The organism is Methylopila sp. 73B (assembly GCF_000526315.1).
Lineage (GTDB): Bacteria > Pseudomonadota > Alphaproteobacteria > Rhizobiales > Methylopilaceae > Methylopila.
In genome coordinates this window covers 946,056-965,111 of record NZ_JAFV01000001.1, presented here as the reverse complement: position 1 = coordinate 965,111, position 19,056 = coordinate 946,056, and the positions used below count along the sequence as shown (strand labels likewise).

Annotated in this window: 21 protein-coding genes and 1 tRNA gene; 9 read left to right on the top strand and 13 right to left on the bottom strand. The window is 70.1% G+C overall.

The genetic code is table 11. The annotated features are described in order from the left end of the window. Nucleotides 1-88 precede the first annotated feature (88 nt). Nucleotides 89-658, bottom strand: coding sequence for an NnrU family protein (locus K244_RS0104685; protein ID WP_020185091.1), 570 nt, complete (start codon nt 656-658; stop codon nt 89-91). Nucleotides 659-795: 137 nt separating this feature from the next. On the opposite strand from K244_RS0104685, the gene K244_RS0104680 reads away from it, so the two are divergent. Both K244_RS0104680 and K244_RS0104675 read left to right on the top strand, forming a co-directional pair. Further along, nucleotides 796-1,218, top strand: a complete 423-nt coding sequence (locus K244_RS0104680) for a L,D-transpeptidase (protein ID WP_020185090.1) — start codon at nt 796-798, stop codon at nt 1,216-1,218. Nucleotides 1,219-1,281: 63 nt separating this feature from the next. Next, entirely contained in the window at nt 1,282-1,755 is a 474-nt protein-coding gene (locus K244_RS0104675; protein ID WP_020185089.1) for a YbaK/EbsC family protein, read from the top strand. On the opposite strand, the gene K244_RS0104670 is transcribed toward K244_RS0104675, so the two are convergent. The 9 genes from K244_RS0104670 to guaB form a co-directional block, all read right to left on the bottom strand. Next, nucleotides 1,745-2,095, bottom strand: coding sequence for an arsenate reductase (locus K244_RS0104670; protein ID WP_024816311.1), 351 nt, complete (start codon nt 2,093-2,095; stop codon nt 1,745-1,747). The genes K244_RS0104675 and K244_RS0104670 overlap by 11 nt on opposite strands. Nucleotides 2,096-2,140: 45 nt before the next feature. Continuing rightward, a complete protein-coding gene (locus K244_RS23495; RefSeq protein WP_020185087.1) occupies nt 2,141-2,290 on the bottom strand; it encodes a lmo0937 family membrane protein in 150 nt (49 codons plus the stop codon). A gap of 134 nt (nt 2,291-2,424) precedes the next feature. Then, entirely contained in the window at nt 2,425-3,987 is a 1,563-nt protein-coding gene (gene guaA, locus K244_RS21485) for a glutamine-hydrolyzing GMP synthase (RefSeq protein ID WP_020185086.1), read from the bottom strand. A 77-nt stretch (nt 3,988-4,064) separates the two neighbouring features. Continuing rightward, nucleotides 4,065-4,289, bottom strand: coding sequence for a hypothetical protein (locus K244_RS21480; RefSeq protein WP_020185085.1), 225 nt, complete (start codon nt 4,287-4,289; stop codon nt 4,065-4,067). Between the two features lie 84 nt (nt 4,290-4,373). After that, the gene (locus K244_RS0104650; RefSeq protein ID WP_020185084.1) at nt 4,374-5,666 is read right to left on the bottom strand and encodes an RsmB/NOP family class I SAM-dependent RNA methyltransferase; all 1,293 of its coding nucleotides are present in this window, start codon (nt 5,664-5,666) and stop codon (nt 4,374-4,376) included. Between the two features lie 2 nt (nt 5,667-5,668). Beyond that, entirely contained in the window at nt 5,669-6,088 is a 420-nt protein-coding gene (locus K244_RS0104645; RefSeq protein WP_020185083.1) for an MAPEG family protein, read from the bottom strand. Nucleotides 6,089-6,095: 7 nt separating this feature from the next. Continuing rightward, on the bottom strand, nt 6,096-6,515 hold the full coding sequence (locus tag K244_RS0104640; RefSeq protein ID WP_020185082.1) for a type II toxin-antitoxin system VapC family toxin: 420 nt from the start codon (nt 6,513-6,515) through the stop codon (nt 6,096-6,098). Beyond that, complete coding sequence (locus K244_RS0104635; RefSeq protein WP_020185081.1) at nt 6,512-6,745, bottom strand: hypothetical protein; 234 nt, start codon at nt 6,743-6,745, stop codon at nt 6,512-6,514. Before K244_RS0104635 ends, K244_RS0104640 begins: the two co-directional genes overlap by 4 nt. A gap of 35 nt (nt 6,746-6,780) precedes the next feature. Then, on the bottom strand, nt 6,781-8,268 hold the full coding sequence (gene guaB / locus K244_RS0104630; protein WP_020185080.1) for an IMP dehydrogenase: 1,488 nt from the start codon (nt 8,266-8,268) through the stop codon (nt 6,781-6,783). 272 nt (nt 8,269-8,540) lie between these two features. Here guaB and K244_RS0104625 point away from each other — a divergent pair, with 272 nt between their 5' ends. Next, on the top strand, nt 8,541-9,989 hold the full coding sequence (locus K244_RS0104625) for a DHA2 family efflux MFS transporter permease subunit (RefSeq protein ID WP_036306240.1): 1,449 nt from the start codon (nt 8,541-8,543) through the stop codon (nt 9,987-9,989). A 4-nt stretch (nt 9,990-9,993) separates the two neighbouring features. Here K244_RS0104625 and K244_RS0104620 read toward each other — a convergent pair whose 3' ends face one another. Then, on the bottom strand, nt 9,994-10,908 hold the full coding sequence (locus tag K244_RS0104620) for a UDP-3-O-acyl-N-acetylglucosamine deacetylase (protein WP_020185078.1): 915 nt from the start codon (nt 10,906-10,908) through the stop codon (nt 9,994-9,996). A gap of 127 nt (nt 10,909-11,035) precedes the next feature. Between K244_RS0104620 and K244_RS0104615 the strand changes: the two genes are divergently transcribed. Next, complete coding sequence (locus K244_RS0104615) at nt 11,036-11,575, top strand: superoxide dismutase family protein (RefSeq protein ID WP_020185077.1); 540 nt, start codon at nt 11,036-11,038, stop codon at nt 11,573-11,575. Nucleotides 11,576-11,611: 36 nt separating this feature from the next. Here the strand turns inward: K244_RS0104615 and K244_RS0104610 are convergent, their stop codons facing one another. Together K244_RS0104610 and K244_RS0104605 are read right to left on the bottom strand one after the other, a co-directional pair. After that, complete coding sequence (locus K244_RS0104610; RefSeq protein WP_020185076.1) at nt 11,612-12,433, bottom strand: RlmE family RNA methyltransferase; 822 nt, start codon at nt 12,431-12,433, stop codon at nt 11,612-11,614. Continuing rightward, nucleotides 12,430-13,455, bottom strand: coding sequence for a Ppx/GppA phosphatase family protein (locus K244_RS0104605; RefSeq protein WP_036306234.1), 1,026 nt, complete (start codon nt 13,453-13,455; stop codon nt 12,430-12,432). Before K244_RS0104605 ends, K244_RS0104610 begins: the two co-directional genes overlap by 4 nt. 346 nt (nt 13,456-13,801) lie before the next feature. Between K244_RS0104605 and K244_RS0104600 the strand changes: the two genes are divergently transcribed. From K244_RS0104600 to K244_RS0104580, 5 genes are all read left to right on the top strand, one after another. After that, nucleotides 13,802-15,493, top strand: coding sequence for an L-lactate permease (locus K244_RS0104600; protein ID WP_020185075.1), 1,692 nt, complete (start codon nt 13,802-13,804; stop codon nt 15,491-15,493). Between the two features lie 242 nt (nt 15,494-15,735). Continuing rightward, nucleotides 15,736-15,809: transfer RNA gene (locus K244_RS0104595), tRNA-Gln, on the top strand. 149 nt (nt 15,810-15,958) lie between these two features. After that, nucleotides 15,959-17,191 carry a phage portal protein gene (locus tag K244_RS0104590; protein ID WP_024816308.1) on the top strand — a complete coding sequence of 411 codons (1,233 nt, stop codon included), beginning with the start codon at nt 15,959-15,961 and terminating at the stop codon, nt 17,189-17,191. Next, nucleotides 17,188-17,514 carry a gene transfer agent family protein gene (locus tag K244_RS0104585; protein WP_020185073.1) on the top strand — a complete coding sequence of 109 codons (327 nt, stop codon included), beginning with the start codon at nt 17,188-17,190 and terminating at the stop codon, nt 17,512-17,514. Before K244_RS0104590 ends, K244_RS0104585 begins: the two co-directional genes overlap by 4 nt. Beyond that, nucleotides 17,504-19,048 (top strand): phage major capsid protein, encoded by a 1,545-nt coding sequence (locus tag K244_RS0104580; RefSeq protein ID WP_020185072.1) that lies wholly within the window; start codon nt 17,504-17,506, stop codon nt 19,046-19,048. Before K244_RS0104585 ends, K244_RS0104580 begins: the two co-directional genes overlap by 11 nt. Nucleotides 19,049-19,056: the final 8 nt, after the last annotated feature.

The following is a 19,056-nucleotide window of genomic DNA, read 5'->3' as shown; positions in this document are numbered from 1 at the left end:
CGCGCGGCCGCGGGGCGAAGCCGCCCCCGGCGCGGCGCGCACCATAGCGGCGCGCCCTCGCGGCGGCAAACGCTTTGCGCGGCGGCCCCTACAGGTTGAAAGCGGGCACGCCGATCAGGATGGCGTGGAGGAAGGCCCCGAACAGCGCGTAGAGCACCGTGCCAAGCGCCAAGGCCAACACGTCGTTCTGCCACGACCCCGGGCGCGCCGGGGCGCCATGCGCGCGTTCGTGGCGCTTCAGCAGGATGCGGTCGATCACGCCGTAGGCGAGGAAGCCGCCGAACAGCAGAACGCTGGCGAGGTCGCCGTTGGCGCAGAGATGGGAGAAGGCCCAGAGCTTCACGGCTGCAAGCATGGGATGCTTGGCGCGCGCCCGGATCTTGCCCGGCAGATAGGCCGCGACCAGCAGAACGAACGCCGGCCACATCAGCGTGATCGGGATGTGGCGCGTCCAGCCCGGCGGGGTCCAGAGCGCGACGAAGGGCGCATGGCCGTAGCCGTAGATGATCGCCGCGAGCCCCACGGCGGACGCCAGGGAGTAGAGGCCCTTGTAGCCGGTCTCGCCGAGCCGGGCGATGAGGGCGGCGCGCGGCCCCCGCGCCCGCGTGAAAAGATGCGTTCCAAGAAAGAGCGCCAACCCGAGCACCAGAATCGCCATCGCCGCCCACCTGTTTGGAACGGGTCGAACCTACCGGCGTCAGCCGCCCGACGCTACCGACCCGATTCGACAGGTCGCCTCATTTACGCCACAGTCTCAGAACCGCAGGTTGCGGCGCATTTTCGGGGTGGGCTGTCATGGTCAGGACGTTGTTCGCCGCGGTCGCCGTCGCGGCTGCTTTCATGTGCGCGCCGGCGCAGGCCTCTGTGGTCGCCCGGGTCAGCCTCTCGCAGCAGCGGATCGACGTGACCGTCGACGGCGCGCTCGCCTATTCCTGGCCGGTCTCGACCGCCCGTCGCGGCTTCGTCACCCCAATCGGCAGCTGGCGGCCGATCCGGACCGAGCGGATGTGGCGCTCGCGCAAGTACGACATGTCCCCGATGCCGCACTCGGTGTTCTTCTACGGCGGCTACGCTATTCATGCGACCGGCTACGTGCGCTCGCTCGGACGGCCTGCAAGCCACGGCTGCGTCCGCCTGCACCCGAAGAACGCGGCGATCTTCTATGCGATGGTGCGCGCCCGCGGGCTGGGGAACGCAAGGGTGGTCATCGTCCGCTGACGGGTGGCGCGACGTGGCGGATCGGCTAGGGTCGCCCCTCCCCGTCACCCGGAGCGTCGCCCCGTGAGCCTCGACAGCGTCCGCGCGTTCATCGCCGAGCATGCGCCCGACATCGCCGTCGTCGAGCACGACGTCAGCACGGCGACCGTGCCGAAGGCGGCCGCCGCGCACGGCTGCGCGCCAGGGCAGATCGCGAAGACCCTGTCGCTCCGGGTCGGCGAGCGCGTGCTTCTGGTCGTGACCCGCGGCGACGCGCGGCTCGACAACAAGAAGGCCAAGGCGGCGTTCGGCGGGAAGCCGCGGATGCTGGGGGTCGAGGAGGTCGCGGCGTTGACAGGCCACCCCGTCGGGGGCGTCTGCCCGTTCGGGCTCGCCACGCCGCTGCCGGTCTACTGCGACGTGTCGCTGAAGGCTTATGGAACCGTGATCCCCGCCGCTGGCTCGCCGCGGAGCTCGCTCGCCATCGCGCCGGAGCGCATGGCGGAGATCGTCGACGCCGACTGGGTCGACGTGTCGGAGCTGCCGGTCAGCGCTTGAGCGCCGCGGCGTAGGTCTCGGGCTTGAAGCCCACCAGCAGCCTGCCCGCGCCCTCGAGCACCGGCCGCTTGATGAGCGAGGGCTTCGCCTCCATCAGCGCGAGGGCCCTGGTCTCGTCGAGCCCCTGCTTGTCCGCGTCCGGCAGCCCGCGGAACGTCGTGCCGGCCCGGTTGAGCAGCGTCTCCCAGCCGACCTCCGCCGCCCAGGCTTCGAGTTTCGCGCGCGGAGCGCCGGCGGTCTTGTAGTCGTGAAAGTGAAAAGGCGCGCCCTCGGCCTCAAGCCAAGCGCGCGCCTTTTTCATCGTGTCACAGGCCTTGATGCCGTAGAGCGTGACCGCCATCGTCATGGCCTTCCCTTTCGACAGGGACGGCCCTGCGACCGCCCGTCAGATCGTGCGGCGCCCGTTGATCAGCTGCAGCACCAGAACGACGGCTGCGACGACGAGCAGAAGATGGATCAGACCGCCGGCGACATGGAACACGCCGAAGCCGAGGATCCAGAGAACGAAGAGAACCGCGATAATGGTCCAAAGCATAGCGGAGCACCTCCCTGAGCGGGGCCGCCGCTGGAACGCTCGGCCCTTCTAACCCCTCACCACTGCGTGAACGCACGCCGCGGCGATGTGGTTCCGGAAGACGCTTGAGCCGCTTGGCGTTTCGCCGTCCGGCGTCACTCCCACTCGATCGTGCCGGGCGGCTTCGAGGTGACGTCGTAGACGACGCGGTTGACGCCGCGGACCTCGTTGATGATCCGGGTCGCGGCGCGGCCGAGGAAGTTCATGTCGTAAGGGTAGAAGTCCGCCGTCATGCCGTCGACGGAGGTCACCGCCCGCAGCGCCAACACGTATTCGTAGGTGCGGCCGTCGCCCATCACGCCGACGGTCTTCACCGGCAGCAGCACCGCGAAGGCCTGCCAGATCTTGTCGTAGAGCCCCGCCTTGCGGATCTCGTCGAGATAGATCGCGTCGGCCTCGCGCAGGATGTCGAGCTTCTCGCGGGTGATGTCGCCGGGGCAGCGGATGGCGAGGCCCGGGCCTGGGAATGGGTGGCGGCCGACGAAGGCGTCGGGCAGGCCGAGCTCCCTCCCGAGCGCGCGGACCTCGTCCTTGAACAGCTCGCGCAGCGGCTCGACGAGCTGCATGTTCATGCGCTCGGGCAGCCCGCCGACATTGTGGTGCGACTTGATCGTGACGGACGGGCCGCCGGAGAACGAGACGCTCTCGATGACGTCGGGATAGAGCGTGCCCTGGGCCAGGAACTCGGCGCCGCCGATCTTCTTGGCCTCCGCCTCGAACACCTCGACGAACAGCCGGCCGATGGTCTTGCGCTTGGTCTCGGGGTCGTGCTCGCCCTCGAGCGCCGACAGGAAGGTGTCGCCGGCGTCCACATGCACGAGCGGGATGTTGTAGTGCCCGCGGAACAGGTTCACGACCTCCTCCGCCTCGGCCTTGCGCATCAGGCCGTGGTCGACGAACACGCAGGTGAGCTGGTCGCCGATCGCCTCATGGATCAGGACGGCCGCGACGGCGGAGTCGACGCCGCCGGAGAGGCCGCAGATCACACGGCCGTCCCCGACCTGCTCGCGGATCTTGGCGATCGCCTCCTCGCGATAGGCCGCCATCGACCAGTCGCCGACGCAGCCGCAGATGTCGCGCACGAAGTTCGCAAGCAGCTTGCCGCCCTCGGGCGTATGGACCACCTCGGGGTGGAACATCAGGCCGTAGTAGTGCCGGGATTCGTCCGCGATCGCCGCGAACGGGGCGTTCTCCGACACGCCCACGATCCGGAAGCCCTGCGGCATCTGCGTGATGCGGTCGCCGTGGCTCATCCACACCTGGTTGCGGCTCTCGGCCTCCCAGACGCCGGTGAAGAGCTTGGACGGCGCAACCACGTTGAGATCGGCGCGCCCGAACTCACGATGGTGCCCGCTCTCGACGACGCCGCCGAGCTGCTCCGCCATGGTCATCTGCCCGTAGCAGATGCCGAGCACCGGCAGTCCGCTTTCGAACACCGCCTGCGGCGCGCGCGGCGTGCCCATGTCGGCTACCGACGCCGGGCCGCCGGACAGGATCACGCCCTTGGCGCCGAAGGTCGGGAAGACCTCGGCGGCGGTGTTGAACGGGACGATCTCGCAATAGACGCCGGTCTCGCGCACGCGGCGCGCGATGAGCTGCGTCACCTGCGACCCGAAGTCGATGATGAGGATGCGGTCGTGGGAGGGGTCTGCGATCATGCGCTTGACTACATCGCCGCCTCAACGGCGGCAACGGCGCAGGCGGAATGCCGCCCGCGAAATTTACGCGCAGCTCGTCAGATCGACGTGCTCTGCGCCGCGGCGCTGCATTCCGTCGGCGCCTGGTTCGGGAACCGCTCGTTGAGCTTGCCGCAGCCCCACTCGCGGATGGGCGCCGGCATCCAGCGCGTGAGGGCGACGCCGATCTGGTCGTTGGGGTTCGGCGCGTAAGCGGCGTACCACGCGAAATATCCGCCCGCCGCGAGGATCAGCAGGGCGAAGATCTTCAGCACGTTGCTCATAGTCCGCATGGTCTCCACCTGCCCCTGCTGACGGCCAGCCGCGGCCGGCGTCATCTAGCGGAGATGGATCGACGCGTAAACCGGTCAACCCCGCGTCAGCACGGCGACGAAAAAGCCGTCGGTGCCGGAACGCCGGGGACCGAGCAGCAGGGCGTCGCCGCCGGCGGTCGCGAACGCCCCGAGCGCCGGCAGTCCGGCCGAGACCGCGGCCTCGACGGCGGGGACCGGACGGAACGCGGGAAACCGCGCCCGAAAGGCTGCGAGCCGGTCCTCGTTTTCTTCCGCCAGCACCGAACAGGTGACGTAGACGAGGCGGCCGCCCGGCTTCACCAGCGCCGCGGCGGCGGCCAGCACGGCGTCCTGCTCGGCCACTCGCGCCTCGAGCGCCGCGGGCTTCAGCCGCCACTTGGCGTCCGGATTGCGGCGCCAGGTGCCGGCGCCGGTGCAGGGCGCGTCGACCAGCACGAGGTCGGCGCGGCCGGCTAGGTCGGCCAGCACGTCCGCGTCGCCGCGCGGAGCGCGCACCTGCATGTTGCGGACGCCCGCCCGCTCCGCCCGTTCGTGCAGGGGCTTGAGGCGGCGGACGTCGTTGTCGTGGGCGTAGACCTGGCCGCGGTTGTCCATGGTCGCGGCCAGCGCGAGCGTCTTGCCGCCGGCGCCGGCGCAGAAATCGACCACCTGCATGCCCGGCGCCGCGCCCGCGACCAGCGCCGCGAGCTGCGAGCCCTCATCCTGAACCTCCACAAGGCCCTTCAGGTGCGCGGGCTCCGACTGCACCGGCGGGCCGCGGCCGTCGTCGGTCAGCGGCACGCGCAGGCCGAAGGGCGACAGCGGCGTCGGCGCGGCCTTCCAGTGCGCAAGCGCGCGTTCCGCCTTGTCCCGATCGCCCTTGATGGCGTTGACGCGGAGGTCGAGCGGGGCGCGCTCGGCCAGGGCCGCCCCCTCCTCCGCCCGCTCGTCGCCGAAGGTGCGGGCGAAGCCGGCGTCGAGCCACTCGGGATAGTCGCCGCGCACATGGGCCGGCGCGCCGTCGAGCGTCGCGGCGGCGATCGCGGCGCGCTCGGCGTCGGTCGGCGGCTCCGGCGCGTGGGGGCTCGCCGCGAAGGCCGCGGCGAGGTCGTCGACAGACGTCTGACGCACGAAGGCGAGCGCGCCGAGAATCAGCGCCCGCGGCGTCTCCGCCCCCATGCGCCAGGCGAGCGACGAGCGGCGGCGCAGCGCGTCGTAGACGAGGCTCGCGATGCGCGCCCGGTCGCCGGAGCCCGCGAAGCGGTGGGCCGAGCCCCAGTCCTTCAGCGCGGAGGCGACGGGGCGATGGCGCGTCTCGATGTCGGCGAGGACGTCGATCGCGGCGGCGGCGTGGGCGGCGGGGGTCATGGTCAGGAAGCCAGAATGCGGATGGCGAAGATCGCCCACATGGCGAGCAGGACGAGCGCGCCGACGAGGTAGCAGCGGAAGCGCGTCATCAGCGCGTTCCGGCCGGTGTGGACGTAGGCGTGCGCGTAGCGCGAGACGACGAAGACCCAGGACATCGCGACGAACAGAAGGTCGGCTTCCTTCGTGATCAGGGCGAGGATGACGAGGATGTAGAAGAAGACCGGCAGCTCGAGCTGGTTGTGATAGCTGTCCGCGACCTTCTGCGCCTTTTCCGGCCAGCCGAAGGTGCGCGGGGAGCCCTTGGAGGGCGTCACCTGCCCGGCCCGCGCGGCCGCGAACCGCGTCTGCGCCATCCAGAGCAGAAGCCCAAAGGTGAGGAGCGCCTGCGCGAACAGGGGCGCGAGGATGGCTTGGATGGTCATGGATGCGTCACCCGAAGGCGTTTAGCGGATGAAAGGCGACGCGGCCCCCGAAGGGCGATCGCTCAATCGAAGCGATCAGCTTGCCGTCGTCGGTCGCAAGCGGCGCCCCCCACGCCAGCGCGGCGGCGACATAAAGCGAATCGTAGACGGAAACCCCAGCTCCGCAGGCCATTTCGATCGCCGCCGGCATCAGCCCGGAAATCGGGATCAAAACGAGGGTGTCTTGCAAGAGCTCCACGGCGGCGAGCGCTTGCGCGATGGATATTTCGTGAGACTGGACACGTCGGCGAAGCACCTGACCAACCTCGGCTTCGACATGCGCGGGGGCGGCTAGCAAATCGTCGGCAGCCAAAAGACGCCTCGCCTCCGCGCTTCGGACTTCGTCGACATACCATTTGACCACGACGCTCGCGTCGACGAGGCTCATCGCCTGTCGCGATCCTCGCGCACCATCTCGGTGGCGTCGGTGCGGAGCGCCGCTGGCGTCATCGCCCGCACGCGATCGGCCGCCGCCACGCGTTCGGAAGGCGCAGCGTGCAACGCCTTCAGCAGAACGTCCCGCGCGACCGCATCAAGCGTTCGATCCGTCCGCGCCGCATGCTCCAGCATCTTCTGGACGGCCGCGTCGTCGACGTTCGTGATCGTGATGTCAGCCATCCCCACGTCTCCGGTCAGCTTTGGACGACCTGAGACTACACCATGCTGGGGTAGTTCGGGCTTTCGCGGGTGATGGTCACGTCGTGGACGTGGCTCTCGCGGAGCGAGGCGCCGGAGATGCGGACGAACTGGGCCTTCTCGTGCAGGTCCGGGACGGTGGCGGCGCCGACGTAGCCCATGGCGGCGCGCAGACCGCCGGCGAGCTGGTGCAGCACGGCGCCGACCGGGCCCTTGTACGGCACCTGGCCCTCGATGCCCTCCGGCACCAGCTTCAGGCGGTCGTTCACCTCGGCCTGAAAGTAGCGGTCGGCGGAGCCCTGGGCCATCGCGCCGACCGAGCCCATGCCGCGGTAGGACTTGTAGGAGCGGCCCTGCCAGAGGAACACCTCGCCGGGCGCCTCGTCGGTGCCGGCCAGCAGCGAGCCGACCATGGCGACGTCGGCGCCGGCGGCGATCGCCTTGGCGAGGTCGCCCGAGTACTTGATGCCGCCGTCGGCGATCACCGGCACGTCGGCGGCCTTCGCCGCCTCGACCGACTCCATGATCGCGGTGAGCTGCGGCACGCCGACGCCGGCGACGATGCGGGTGGTGCAGATCGAGCCCGGCCCGATGCCGACCTTGATCGCGTCCGCGCCGGCGTCGATCAGCGCTTTGGTGGCCTCGCCGGTCGCGACGTTGCCCGCGACCACCTGGACATGGTTCGACAGCCGCTTGATGCGCGCGACCGCGTTCAGGACGTGCTGGGAGTGGCCGTGGGCGGTGTCGACCACGACGAGGTCGACGCCGGCGTCGATCAGCGCCTCGGACCGGGCGAAGCCCTTGTCGCCGACGGTGGTCGCCGCGGCCACGCGCAGGCGCCCGTGCTCGTCCTTGTTGGAATTGGGGTTCGCGACCGCCTTCTCGATGTCCTTCACCGTGATCAGCCCGACGCAGTGGTAGGCGTCGTCGACAACCAGCAGCTTCTCGATGCGGTGGTGATGCAGCAGGCGCTTGGCTTCGTCCTGGCTGACCTCGTCGCGCACCGTGACGAGGTTCTCCTTCGTCATCAGCTCGGAGATCGGCTGGCGCAGGTTGGTGGCGAAGCGCACGTCGCGGTTCGTCAGGATGCCGACCAGCTTGCCGGACCGGCCGGAGCCTTCGACGACCGGGATGCCGGAGATGCCGTTGCGGGCCATCAGCTCGAACGCGTCGGCGAGCGTCGCAGTGGGGGCGATCGTGACCGGGTTCACGACCATGCCGCTCTCGAACTTCTTCACCTGGCGGACGTGGGCCGCCTGCTCCTCGGGCTCGAGGTTGCGGTGGATCACGCCGATGCCGCCGGCCTGGGCCATGGCGATGGCGAGCCGCGCCTCGGTCACCGTGTCCATGGCGGAGGACATGATCGGGATGTTCAGGCTGATGGTCTTGGTGACGCGCGAGCGGAGATCGACCTCGCCGGGCATGACCTCAGAAAGGCCCGGGCGCAACAGCACGTCGTCGAAGGTGAGCGCCTCACGGGCGAGTACGTCTTCGATGCGCGCCATGCCAAACCTCCTCGTGTGCGCCGAAGCGCCCGGGAGCCGTCCGTCGGCGCCCGGCCCCGCTGCGTCGCGTCCGTAAGGACGCGGGTTGGGGGAAGTGGCGCGGACGTTTAGCACGACGCATGCCGCGCGCAAATGACGGCGGCGCAGGGCGGAGCGTCGCGGGGCGAGGGGCGCGCGCGGCAGACCCGACGCGCGGACGGGTTGAACGTTTGATCGCTTCGCGCTTCAAGGGCGCGCGGTCGCCGCCCGGCGGCCGCTTCCAGAGCGATCCCATGCAGCCCCGCGCCCCCGCCGCCATTCCCAGCCGCATCCTCGTGCCCCTGATCGTGGCCTGCGCGCTGTTCATGGAGAACCTCGACTCGACGGTGCTTGCGACCGCGCTGCCCGTGATCGCGCGCGAACTGAACGAGAGCCCGATCGACCTGAAGCTCGCGCTGACCTCCTACCTGCTGAGCCTCGCGGTGTTCATCCCGGTCTCGGGCTGGCTGGCGGATCGGCTGGGCGCTCGGCTCGTGTTCCGGACGGCCATCGCGGTGTTCGCGCTCGGCTCGGCGCTGGCCGGGCTGTCGAGTTCGATGGCCGAGATCGTGAGCTCGCGGATCGTGCAGGGGCTCGGCGGCGCGATGATGGTGCCGGTCGGACGGCTGGTGATTCTGCGCACCGTTCCAAAGTCCGAGCTCGTCGGCTCGCTCGCGTGGCTGACCATCCCGGCCCTGATCGGCCCGGTCGTCGGCCCGCCCGTCGGCGGCTTCATCACGACCTATTTCTCTTGGCGCTGGATCTTCTGGATCAACCTCCCGATCGCCGCGATCGGCCTGGTGCTCGCCACGCTCTACATCCCGGACATGAAGGCGGAGGAGCGCACGCCGTTCGACGCGCTCGGCTTCGCGCTGTCGGGCTTCGGGCTCGCCGCCTTCGTGACCGGCTCGACCACGCTCGGCCTCGACGTGCTGCCGAAGCCGCTGGTGGTCGCGATCTTTCTCGCCGGCTGCGCTTCGCTGACGGCTTACGTGGTCCACGCTCGGCGTGCCGAACACCCGATCCTCGACCTCGAGCTGTTCCGCATCCCTACCTTCCGGATCGCGATCCTCGGAGGTTCGCTGTTCCGCATCGGCATCGGCGCCGCGCCCTTCCTGCTGCCGCTGATGCTGCAGATCGGCTTCGGCCTCACCGCGTTCGAATCCGGACTCCTGACCTTCGCCTCGGCGCTCGGCGCGCTGTTCATGAAGTTCGCGGCGAAGCCGATCCTGCAGCGCTTCGGCTTCCGGGCGACGCTGACCGCGAACGCGCTCATCGCGGCGACCTTCATGACAGCGCCCGCGCTGTTCACGCCGACGACCCCGACGCTGGTGATGCTCGCCGCGCTGCTGGTCGGCGGCTTCTTCCGGTCGCTGGAGTTCACCGGAGTCAACGCGCTGGGCTACGCCGACATCGACCAGGCGCGCATGAGCCGGGCCACCAGCCTGACGAGCGTCGCGCAGCAGGTGTCGCTGTCCTTCGGCGTGACCTCCGGCGCGATGGCGCTCGAAGGCGCGATGGCCTGGCGGGGCGGCCATGAGCTCGCGGCGGCCGACTTCCCCGCGGCCTTCCTGCTGATCGGCCTCGTCTCGGCGACGGCGGCGCTCGTCTTCGCCAGGCTGTCGCGCGACGCCGGCGACGAGGTCTCCGGCCACCGCCCGCCCGCCCCCGATCCGGTCTCCGCGGCGCGCGACCGCGGCTGAACGCTCAGGCCGACGCCCGGGGCGTCCCGTCCTCGTCGAGCGTCGCCACGTCCCAGGCCGTCGGGTCGCTCATCAGCGCCGCGAGCAGCGCGTAGTTGTGCTCGTGGCCGGGGTGCGCGGCCGTCACGCGCCCGAGCAGGGGGAGGCCCGCGAGCGCGAGGTCGCCGACGAGGTCGAGCGCGCGGTGGCGCACCGGTTCGTCCGGCATGCGCAGGCCGCCGATCGCGGTGTTCTTCCAGAGCGCCGCGGTGTTCTTCGTGGTGGCGCCGCGCAGCAGCGGCTCGCCGAACGGCCAGAGCCCGCGGATCTTCGCCGGGATCGTCCAGGTGACCCGGCCGAAGCTGCGGGACGGCGCGAGCTCGCCCTCGAAGCTCTCCGGCGTCACCGGCCCGGACCAGTCCAGCGGCCCGAAGTGGTTGAGCTCGATGTGGACGGACAGCAGATGCGCGTCGGCCGGCTCGATCCTGAGCCGCCGCATGCCGTTGACGTGTTCGACCGGCTTCAGCACCCGCAGGTAGCGCCGGGGCGCGTCGTGCTCGACGCGGCCCGCCGTGCGGATCATCGCGCACCACGGCGCCGCGCTGCCGTCGAAAATCGGCAGCTCCTCGCCCGCGATCTCCACGACGGCGTCGTCGATCCGCATCGCGGTCAGCGCCGCGAGCAGATGCTCCACGGTGCGCACCAGGGGCCCCTCGCCCACCTGGAGCGCGGTGCACAGCGGCCGGGAGCGACGGTTGGTCCAGAGCGCGGGAATCTCCGCGACGCCCGATCCCACGGCGCGGCGGAAGACGATTCCCCGGCCGGCCGCGGCCGGCGTGACGCGCACCTCGGAACGGACGCCGGTGTGGATGCCCTCGCCCGCGCACTCGAACGCGGCGCCGAGCGTCGCCGCGCGCCGCGGCAGGCTAGACGCCGTCACCGGCTCACGCCTCTGGGAACGCCGCGGGCCGCTCGGGACGGAACCAATGCGGCGCCCGGGGGATTGGCCGTGCGAGACGGGCGCCGACCATGGCGCCGTAACGCTCTACGCTGACAGGAGGCCACCGATGATCCGTCCTCTCTCCATGCTGCTCGCCGGAGCGCTCGCCGTCGCGCCGCTCGCCGCGCTCGCGCAGACGCCGGAGACGCCAAAGGCCGAGGCGCCGAAGGCCGAGACCTACGAGATCCAGGGCAAGGACGGCAAGAAGATCGGCGACCTCAGCCTGACCGCCGCGCCGATGGGCGTGCTGATGGACGTCGAGATCGCCGCCGGCAGCCTGACCGCGGGAAAGCACGGCATGCACTTCCACGCCACCGCCGATTGCTCCGACGTCGGCGAATACAAGAAGTCCGGCTCCCACGCCGGCCACGCCGAGGGCAAGCACGGCCTGCTCAACCCGAACGGACCTGAGCCCGGCGACCTGCCCAACCTGATCGTGCTGTCGGACGGCTCCGCCCAGGCCGCGCTCTTCACCGGCCTGATCAAGCTCGACGAACTGAAGGACGCCGACGGCAGCGCCTTCATCATCCACGCCGAGAAGGACGACCACATCTCCCAGCCGATCGGCGGCGCGGGCGCCCGGGTCGCCTGCGCGCCGGTCAAGTAAGCCGCACGGCCGGAAAGCTCGGCGGCGGAGGGCCGTTCAGTCCTCCGCCGTGGACGTCTCCGCCTGGCTTCGCCCGCGAAAACCGGTGGCCATGACATAGAGCTCCGACGAGTCCTTGCGGCTCGCCGGCGGCTTGACGTGCTGCACCTTGGTGAAATCGCGCTTCAGCGCGGCCAGCAACTCGCCCTCGGTGCCGCCCTGGAACACCTTCGCGAGAAAGGCGCCGCCGGGGGCCAGGATTTCGCTCGCAAAGGCCGCCGCAGCTTCGACGAGGCCGATGATCCGCAGGTGATCTGTGCGCTGGTGGCCGACGGTGTTCGCCGCCATGTCGGACAGGACGACGTCGGCCTTGCCGCCGAGCCGCTCCTTCAAGATCTCCGGCGCGGCGTCGTCGAGGAAGTCGAGCACCATGAAGTCGACGCCCGGGACCGGCTCCATCTCCAGCAGGTCTATCGCGACGATCTTGCCCCGCCCCTCGGCCGCGCCGATTCGGGTCGCGGCGATCTGGCTCCAGCCGCCCGGCGCCGCGCCGAGATCGACGATCTTCTGGCCCGGCTTCAGCAAGCGGTGGCGGTCGTCGATCTCAAGCAGCTTGAACGCCGCGCGGGAGCGGTAGCCGTCGCGCTTCGCCGCCTGGACGTAGGGGTCGTTCAGCTGGCGGTCGAGCCACAGGGTGGAGGCGTGGCTGCGCTTGCGCGCGGTGTGGACGCGCACCCCCATGCTGCGGGCGCCGCCGCCGCCGGCGCCGGGCCCCGCCTTGCCGGCCCCGCCCTTGGCGCCGCTTCCGGTCTTACCGGCCCCGCTTTTGCCCGAACCGCTCTTGCCGCCCTTGCCGCCGCCCTTGCCCGCCACGCTCATCCGCGGCGTCCCCGCCGGCGAGAGCCGCGACGGCGCCAGACGCCGTCTTCGCGCATCAGCTCCACGAGGATTCCTTCTCTCAAGCCCCGATCGGCAACGCGCAGCCGCGCCACGGGGAAGGCGCGCCGGATGCCTTCCAGCACCGCGCAGCCCGCGAGCACGAGGTCCGCGCGGTCCGGCCCGATGCAGGGGTTCTGGCAGCGCTGGTCGTAGGACATCTCCCGCAGCGATTCGACGACGCGGGTGACGTCGGTCGACGCCATCCATTGCCCGTCGACCAGCCGCCGCTCGTAGCGCGGCAGGCCGAGATGCACGCCGGCGATCGTGGTGACGGTGCCGGAGGTGCCGAGCAGGTGCACGTCGCTGAGCGAGGCCGCCAGCGTCTCGCGCTCGGGGAAGGCCTCGAGCAAGCGTCCGACCTCGCCCACCATGTTTTCGAACACCTCCGTCGTAACCTTCACGCCGCCGTAGCGCTCGGCCAGCGTGACGACGCCCACCGGCAGCGACACCCAGGCCCGCATCGCCAAAGCGCCGGGCCCGCCGCCGCGCTTGCGCTCGAGCCAGACCACCTCGGACGAGCCGCCGCCGATGTCGAACAGGATGACGCCGCCGGCGGCGGGGTCCGCGAGCGAGGCGCAGCCGGCCGCCGCGAGGCGCGCCTCGGTCGCCCGGTCGATGATCTCGAGATCGAGCCCGGTCTCGTCGCGCACCCGCTTCAGGAACGTCTCGCCGTTGTCCGCCTGGCGGCAGGCCTCGGTCGTGATCAGGCGGGCGCGGGAGACCCCGCGGGCGGCCATCTTGTCCCGGCAGACGCCGAGCGCGGAGACGGCGCGGGTGATCGCCTCGTCGCAGAGCCGGCCGGTGTGGGCGAGCCCCTCCCCGAGGCGCACGATGCGCGAGAAGCTGTCCACCACGCGAAACCCGCCGTCGCGGTCGGGACGCGCCACCAGGAGGCGGCAGTTGTTCGTGCCGAGATCGAGCGCGGCGTAGACTGGCGTCGCCGGCCTGACGGCCTCGTCCACCGCCGTCGGCCGCCCGGTCGTTCGTTCTGCGCCGCCGAGCGACGCGACCTGCTCGGCCACCAAATCCGTCCTTCGGGCCGCCTCCAGCCTGGAGCGACGCCCCGGGCGAGTCGTGGCCGCTGTTGAGCACCCTCGTTGATCCCAAGCATAGCAGTCGATCGCCGCCCCGCAAGGCGAGCCCTCGACCGGCCGTCGGGCCGCGGAGATCCGCCGAAAGTCTAGGTCGCGGCGCAAGCCTTCCTGATCGGCCGTCCAGCAGACTCGGGTACCCTCCTCCACGCAAATGTGAAGAACGACGGCCGGCGCGCCCGCGACCGCCCGCGAACCTAAGGGGGAGCCACGGCTTATGTGGTCTCAAGTCTACGACCCGTTCGGCAACGCGGTCATCTCGACGATCGTCGCCGCCATCCCGATCGTCGTGCTGTTGGCCGGCATCGGCGTCTTCCATATGAAGGCCCACACCGCCGCGATCGCCGGCCTCGCCGCCGCGCTGCTGATCGCCGTGTTCGCGCACGGCATGCCGGCGGACAAGGCCGGCATGACGGCGCTCTATGGCGCCGCCTACGGCCTGCTGCCGATCGGCTGGATCATCCTCAACATCATCTTTCTCTACCAACTCACGAACGAGAAAGGCTATTTCAAGATCCTGCAGGACTCGATTGCGGGCATCACCGACGACCGCCGGCTGCAGCTTCTGCTGATCGCCTTCTCCTTCGGCGCCTTCTTCGAGGGCGCGGCCGGCTTCGGCACCCCCGTCGCGGTGACCGGCGCGATCCTGATCGGCCTCGGCTTCTCGCCGCTCGCGGCCTCCGGGCTCTCGCTGATCGCGAACACCGCGCCCGTGGCCTTCGGCGCGCTCGGCACGCCCGTGATCGCGCTCGCCGCCGTCACCGGCCTGCCGCTGCTCGACCTGTCGGCGATGATCGGCCGCCAGCTGCCGTTCTTCTCGATCCTGGTGCCGTTCTGGCTGATCGCCGCCTTCGCCGGCTTCCGCGGCATGGCGCAGATCTGGCCGGCGATCCTGATCGCGGGCGTGACCTTCGCCGTCCCGCAGTACCTCGTCTCGAACTACCATGGCCCGTGGCTCGTGGACGTGGTGGCGGCGATCGCCTCGATTCTCGCGCTCACGCTGTTCCTCCGCGTCTGGAAGCCGCGGCAGATCTGGACCTCGGCCGACGGCGCGGCGCCGGCGCTCGCCGGCGCGGGCGGCTCGATCGGCCGCCACGGCGGCGGCGCCGGAGGGGCGCATGTGGCGCCCGCGCACCCGCGCGGCGACGTCATCAAGGCGTGGATCCCCTGGCTGATCCTCTCCGTGGTCGTGTTCTGCTGGGGCGTCCCTCAGGTGAAGGCGTTCCTCGACGGGATCTCGATCCTGAAATTCCCCGTCGCCCACGTCGACCAGCTGATCCAGCGCGTGCCGCCGGTCGTGCCGGCGCCGAAGCCGGAAGCCGCCGTCTACAACCTCAACTGGTTGTCGGCGACCGGCAGCGGCATCTTCCTGTCGTCGATCATCGCCGGCTTCGTGATGGGCTTCTCGCCGCTCGCGATGGCGAAGACCTACTGGAGGACGCTGGTGCTGGTGCGGTTCTCGCTGCTGACCATCGCCGCGATGCTCTCGCTCGGCTTCGTCACCCGTTACTCCGGCGTCGACGCGACGCTCGGCCTCGCCTTCGCGCAGACCGGCTGGCTCTACCCGTTCTTCGGCACCTTCCTGGGCTGGCTGGGCGTGGCGCTGACCGGCTCCGACACCTCCTCCAACGTGCTGTTCGGGTCCCTGCAGAAGATCTCGGCGGAGCAGCTCGGCCTCTCGCCGACGCTGATGGCCGCCGCGAACTCCTCGGGCGGCGTGATGGGCAAGATGATCGACGCCCAGTCGATCGTCGTCGCCTCGACCGCAACGCGCTGGTACGGCCACGAGGGCGACATCCTGCGCTACGTGTTCCTGCACTCGCTGGCGCTGGCGAGCCTGATGGGCCTGCTGATCATGGCCCAGGCCTATCTCCCCCCGTTCACGCACATGGTGATCGGCGCGCCCTGAGGCGCGACCGACGGCGTCTCGCCCCCCGAAGCCCCGGCCGGCGTTCGCGCCCGCCGGGGCTTTTCGTTTCGACCGGCGGACTGACGCGCAGGTCGCGCGCCGAAGCCCTTTCTCGCGCCGAAGTCCTTTCCGGCGCGAACCCCTTGCCCGCCCCGCCCGAACCCGCTAAAGGGGGCGCACCACGGCGACGCCCTCCTACCAGGGGCCTCGCAGCGCCCGCGCCTCGGCGGCGGACCGCACGGTGGGGGATAGTTTAACGGTAGAACTACCGACTCTGACTCGGTCAGTCCTGGTTCGAATCCAGGTCCCCCAGCCACTCTTCTGAAACCCTTCATTCTCTTGGATTTGCAACCTTCGCCTGCGGGGCGAACGGTAGCAATATTAGGTAGCGTGCGACGGTAGCAGTTTGGCCACCGGCCTCCCGTCAAGTAAAATAATGGGGTATCCAGCTTTCGGAACCCCGATTTGTCGATTTCAATTCGTCTTTCTCAGTTCTTCGGGCGTGCTCCCGAAGTCAAGTCGGCCCCTGTCCCGTCCGTAGCAGCGGCAGCGGGACAGTGGGCCGACCTTTTTTCCGCGCCCATTACTGAAGCCGGACCTTCCGTCACGCCCGAGAGTGCCATGCGTGTCCCGGCGGTCAAGGCCGCGGTCACGCTCATCTCGACGACTATTGGAAATCTGCCGGTCAAGGTCTATGAGCGCGCCGACGACGGCAAGCAGCCGGCCCCCGACCATGACGCTTACCGCCTCGCCCACGACGAGGCCAACGACTGGACCTCCGCCGGCGAGCTCCGGCGCCAGATCACCAGCGACGCACTCCTTCACGGCGACGGCTTCGCGCTCGTCACCCGCCGCGGCGACGACTCGCCCCTGGAGCTCATCCGGCTCGACCCGCGCGCCGTCGATATCCTGACGCTCAACACCGGCGCGCCGGCCTACCGCTATCGCCACCAGGGCGGCGCGACCGTCTACGCGCACCAGGACGTTCTTCGCATCTCCGCACCGTCCCTCGACGGCGTGAAGGGCCTCGCACCCATCACAGCGGCCCGCGAAGCCATCGCCATCTCTTTATCGATGGAGCGCCATTTCGGTCGCCAGCTTCGTAAGGGTTTCCGGCCTTCGGCCTCCATCACCGCACCTGGGCATCTCTCTGAAAAGGCCGCCGCACGGCTCGCGAACTTTCGCGCTGGTGAACACAGCGGCGAGAACAGCGGCGGACTCGTCGTCTGGGAAGAGGGCATGAAGCCCGTCGTCCACGAGCTTACGTCCACGGACCAGCAGTTCATTGAGAACCGCTCGTTCGAGGTCGTCGAGATCGCGCGCGCCTTCAACTGCCCGCCGACGCTCCTCGGCGACCTCTCCTCGGCCACGTTCAAGAACGCCGAGGAGCTCCGCACACAGTTCGCGATCTTCACGCTCGCCCATTGGCTTGGCCAGTGGCGCGACGCCTACGCGCGCGTGCTCCTCGCTCCCGACGAGCGCCGGACGCACGTCGTCGACTTCGTGCTGGACGGCCTCCTCCAGGGCGACAGCGAGGCCCGCGCCAAGATCTACCAGGGCCTCCGCGCCGCGGGCGTCATGACCGCCAACGAAGTGCGCACCCGCGAAAATCTCCCGGCCCGGCCGGACGGCGACACGCTCGCCAGCCCCTTCACGCAGTCCAACGGCGCCACCGGCGTGCAGGAGGCCGGCCAGTGAGCCCGCACGCTGCGTTCTTCGGCGACGCCGAGCGCACCTTCGCCTTGACCCCGGCGCTCCTCGTCGAGTTCGAGCGCCTCGTCGGGGCCGGCGCGTGGGGAACCGCCCGCCGCATGTTCGCCAGCGACGCCACCACGACCGAAGTCCGCGAGACCGTCCGCCTGGGCCTCATCGGAGGCGGCGAGACCCCGAAGCGCGCCCAAGAGCTCGTCGAGGCCTACGCGGGCGCAATCCCCTTCGGCGAGCTCTACGCGCTCGCCAGCGACATCATGATGGCCGCCATGCTCGGCACGCCGGACCAGGGCGCGACCGATGCAGCTTGAGACCAAGGCCGCGTTCACGCTCGACGACACCGGCGCGATCACCGCGACCGCGTGGATCTTCGACGAGCCGGACCAGACCGGCGACATCATCACCAAGGGCGCGTTCGCGACCGCCGCCGGGCCGCTCCCGATCCTGTGGATGCACGACCAGCGCGAGCCCATCGGCGTCTGGGAAAGTGTCGTCGAGACCGCCCAGGGCCTCGTCGTGAAGGGCCGGCTTCTCGTCGAGACCGTCGCCCGCGCCAAGGAAGCTCACGCGCTCATCAAGTCCGGCGCGATGAACGGCGTCTCAATCGGCTTCGCCATCAAGAATTTCGCCCGTCGCACAACCGGCGGCCGGACCATCTCAGCCCTCAATCTGGCCGAGGTCTCAATCGTCACCTTTCCGGCTCACGCCGGCGCCCGCGTGACGTCCCTCAAGTCCGCAGATCACGCGGCGCATCAAAAGGAACTAACCGTGGAAGACCAGAACGCGGCGCCCGACATCTCGGCGCTGGAAACCAAGATCGCCGGCGTCGCCGACGAGGTGAAGTCGCTCGGCGGGTTTGCCGCGCGTCTCGCCGACCTGGAGAAGAAGGCCGCCCGCCCCGCTCCGGCCGCCGGACAGTCCGATGCCGCCCTGGAGACCAAGGCGTTCAACGTCTATCTCCACACCGGCGACGCGACCGAACTTAAGACCCTCGCTGTCGGCGCTCCGAGCACCGGCGGCGTTCTGGCGCCCCCGACGTTCAGCGCGACCGTGATCGAAAAGATCACCGAGTTCTCGCCGATCCGCTCCATCGCCTCGGCGATCACCATGAGCGGCCCGCTCGTGCAGTTCCCCCGTCTCGTGAGCAAGGTCGTCCCGGCCTCCCGCACCGAGCTCGGCGCCGCCGCCGAGTCCGAACCAACGTTCGAGCTCATCGACGCCAAGCCGTTCGAGATGGCCGTGATCGTGCCGGTCTCGCGCGTCATGTATGAGGACGCCGCGTTCGACCTCGCGTCCTGGCTGGGCAATCACGTCGCGACGCAGTTCGGCAAGCTCGAAGCCTCGTGGTTCGTCAACGGCAACGGCACCACTCAGGCCGAAGGCGTCATGACCTCCGCCGACGTCGCCACGCGCACGACCGCCGCGACCACGTTGGCGACCGACGACCTCATTGATGCGTTCTACAGCATCCCGAGCGCCTACGCGGCGCGCGGCCATTGGCTCATGAACCGGGCCACGATGGCGGTCGTCCGCAAGCTTCGCGACGGCGACGGCAACCTGATTTGGCAGAACGGCAACCTCGCCGGCGGCCAGCCGTCGACCATCCTCGGCCGCCCGGTCCTGGAAGCGGTCGATATGCCGAACCCGACCGCCGGCGCTTCGCCGATCATCTTCGGCGACTTTGCGAGCTCCTACACGATCCTCGATCGCGTCGGGTTCGAGGCCGAATACGACCGCCTCACCGGCTGGAAGAACGGGATCATCAACCTCCTCGCGCGTCGGCGCGTCGGCGGCCGGATCACGCTCGCCGAGCCCCTCATCAAGATCAAGCTCAAGGCGTCGTAAGGAGGCGC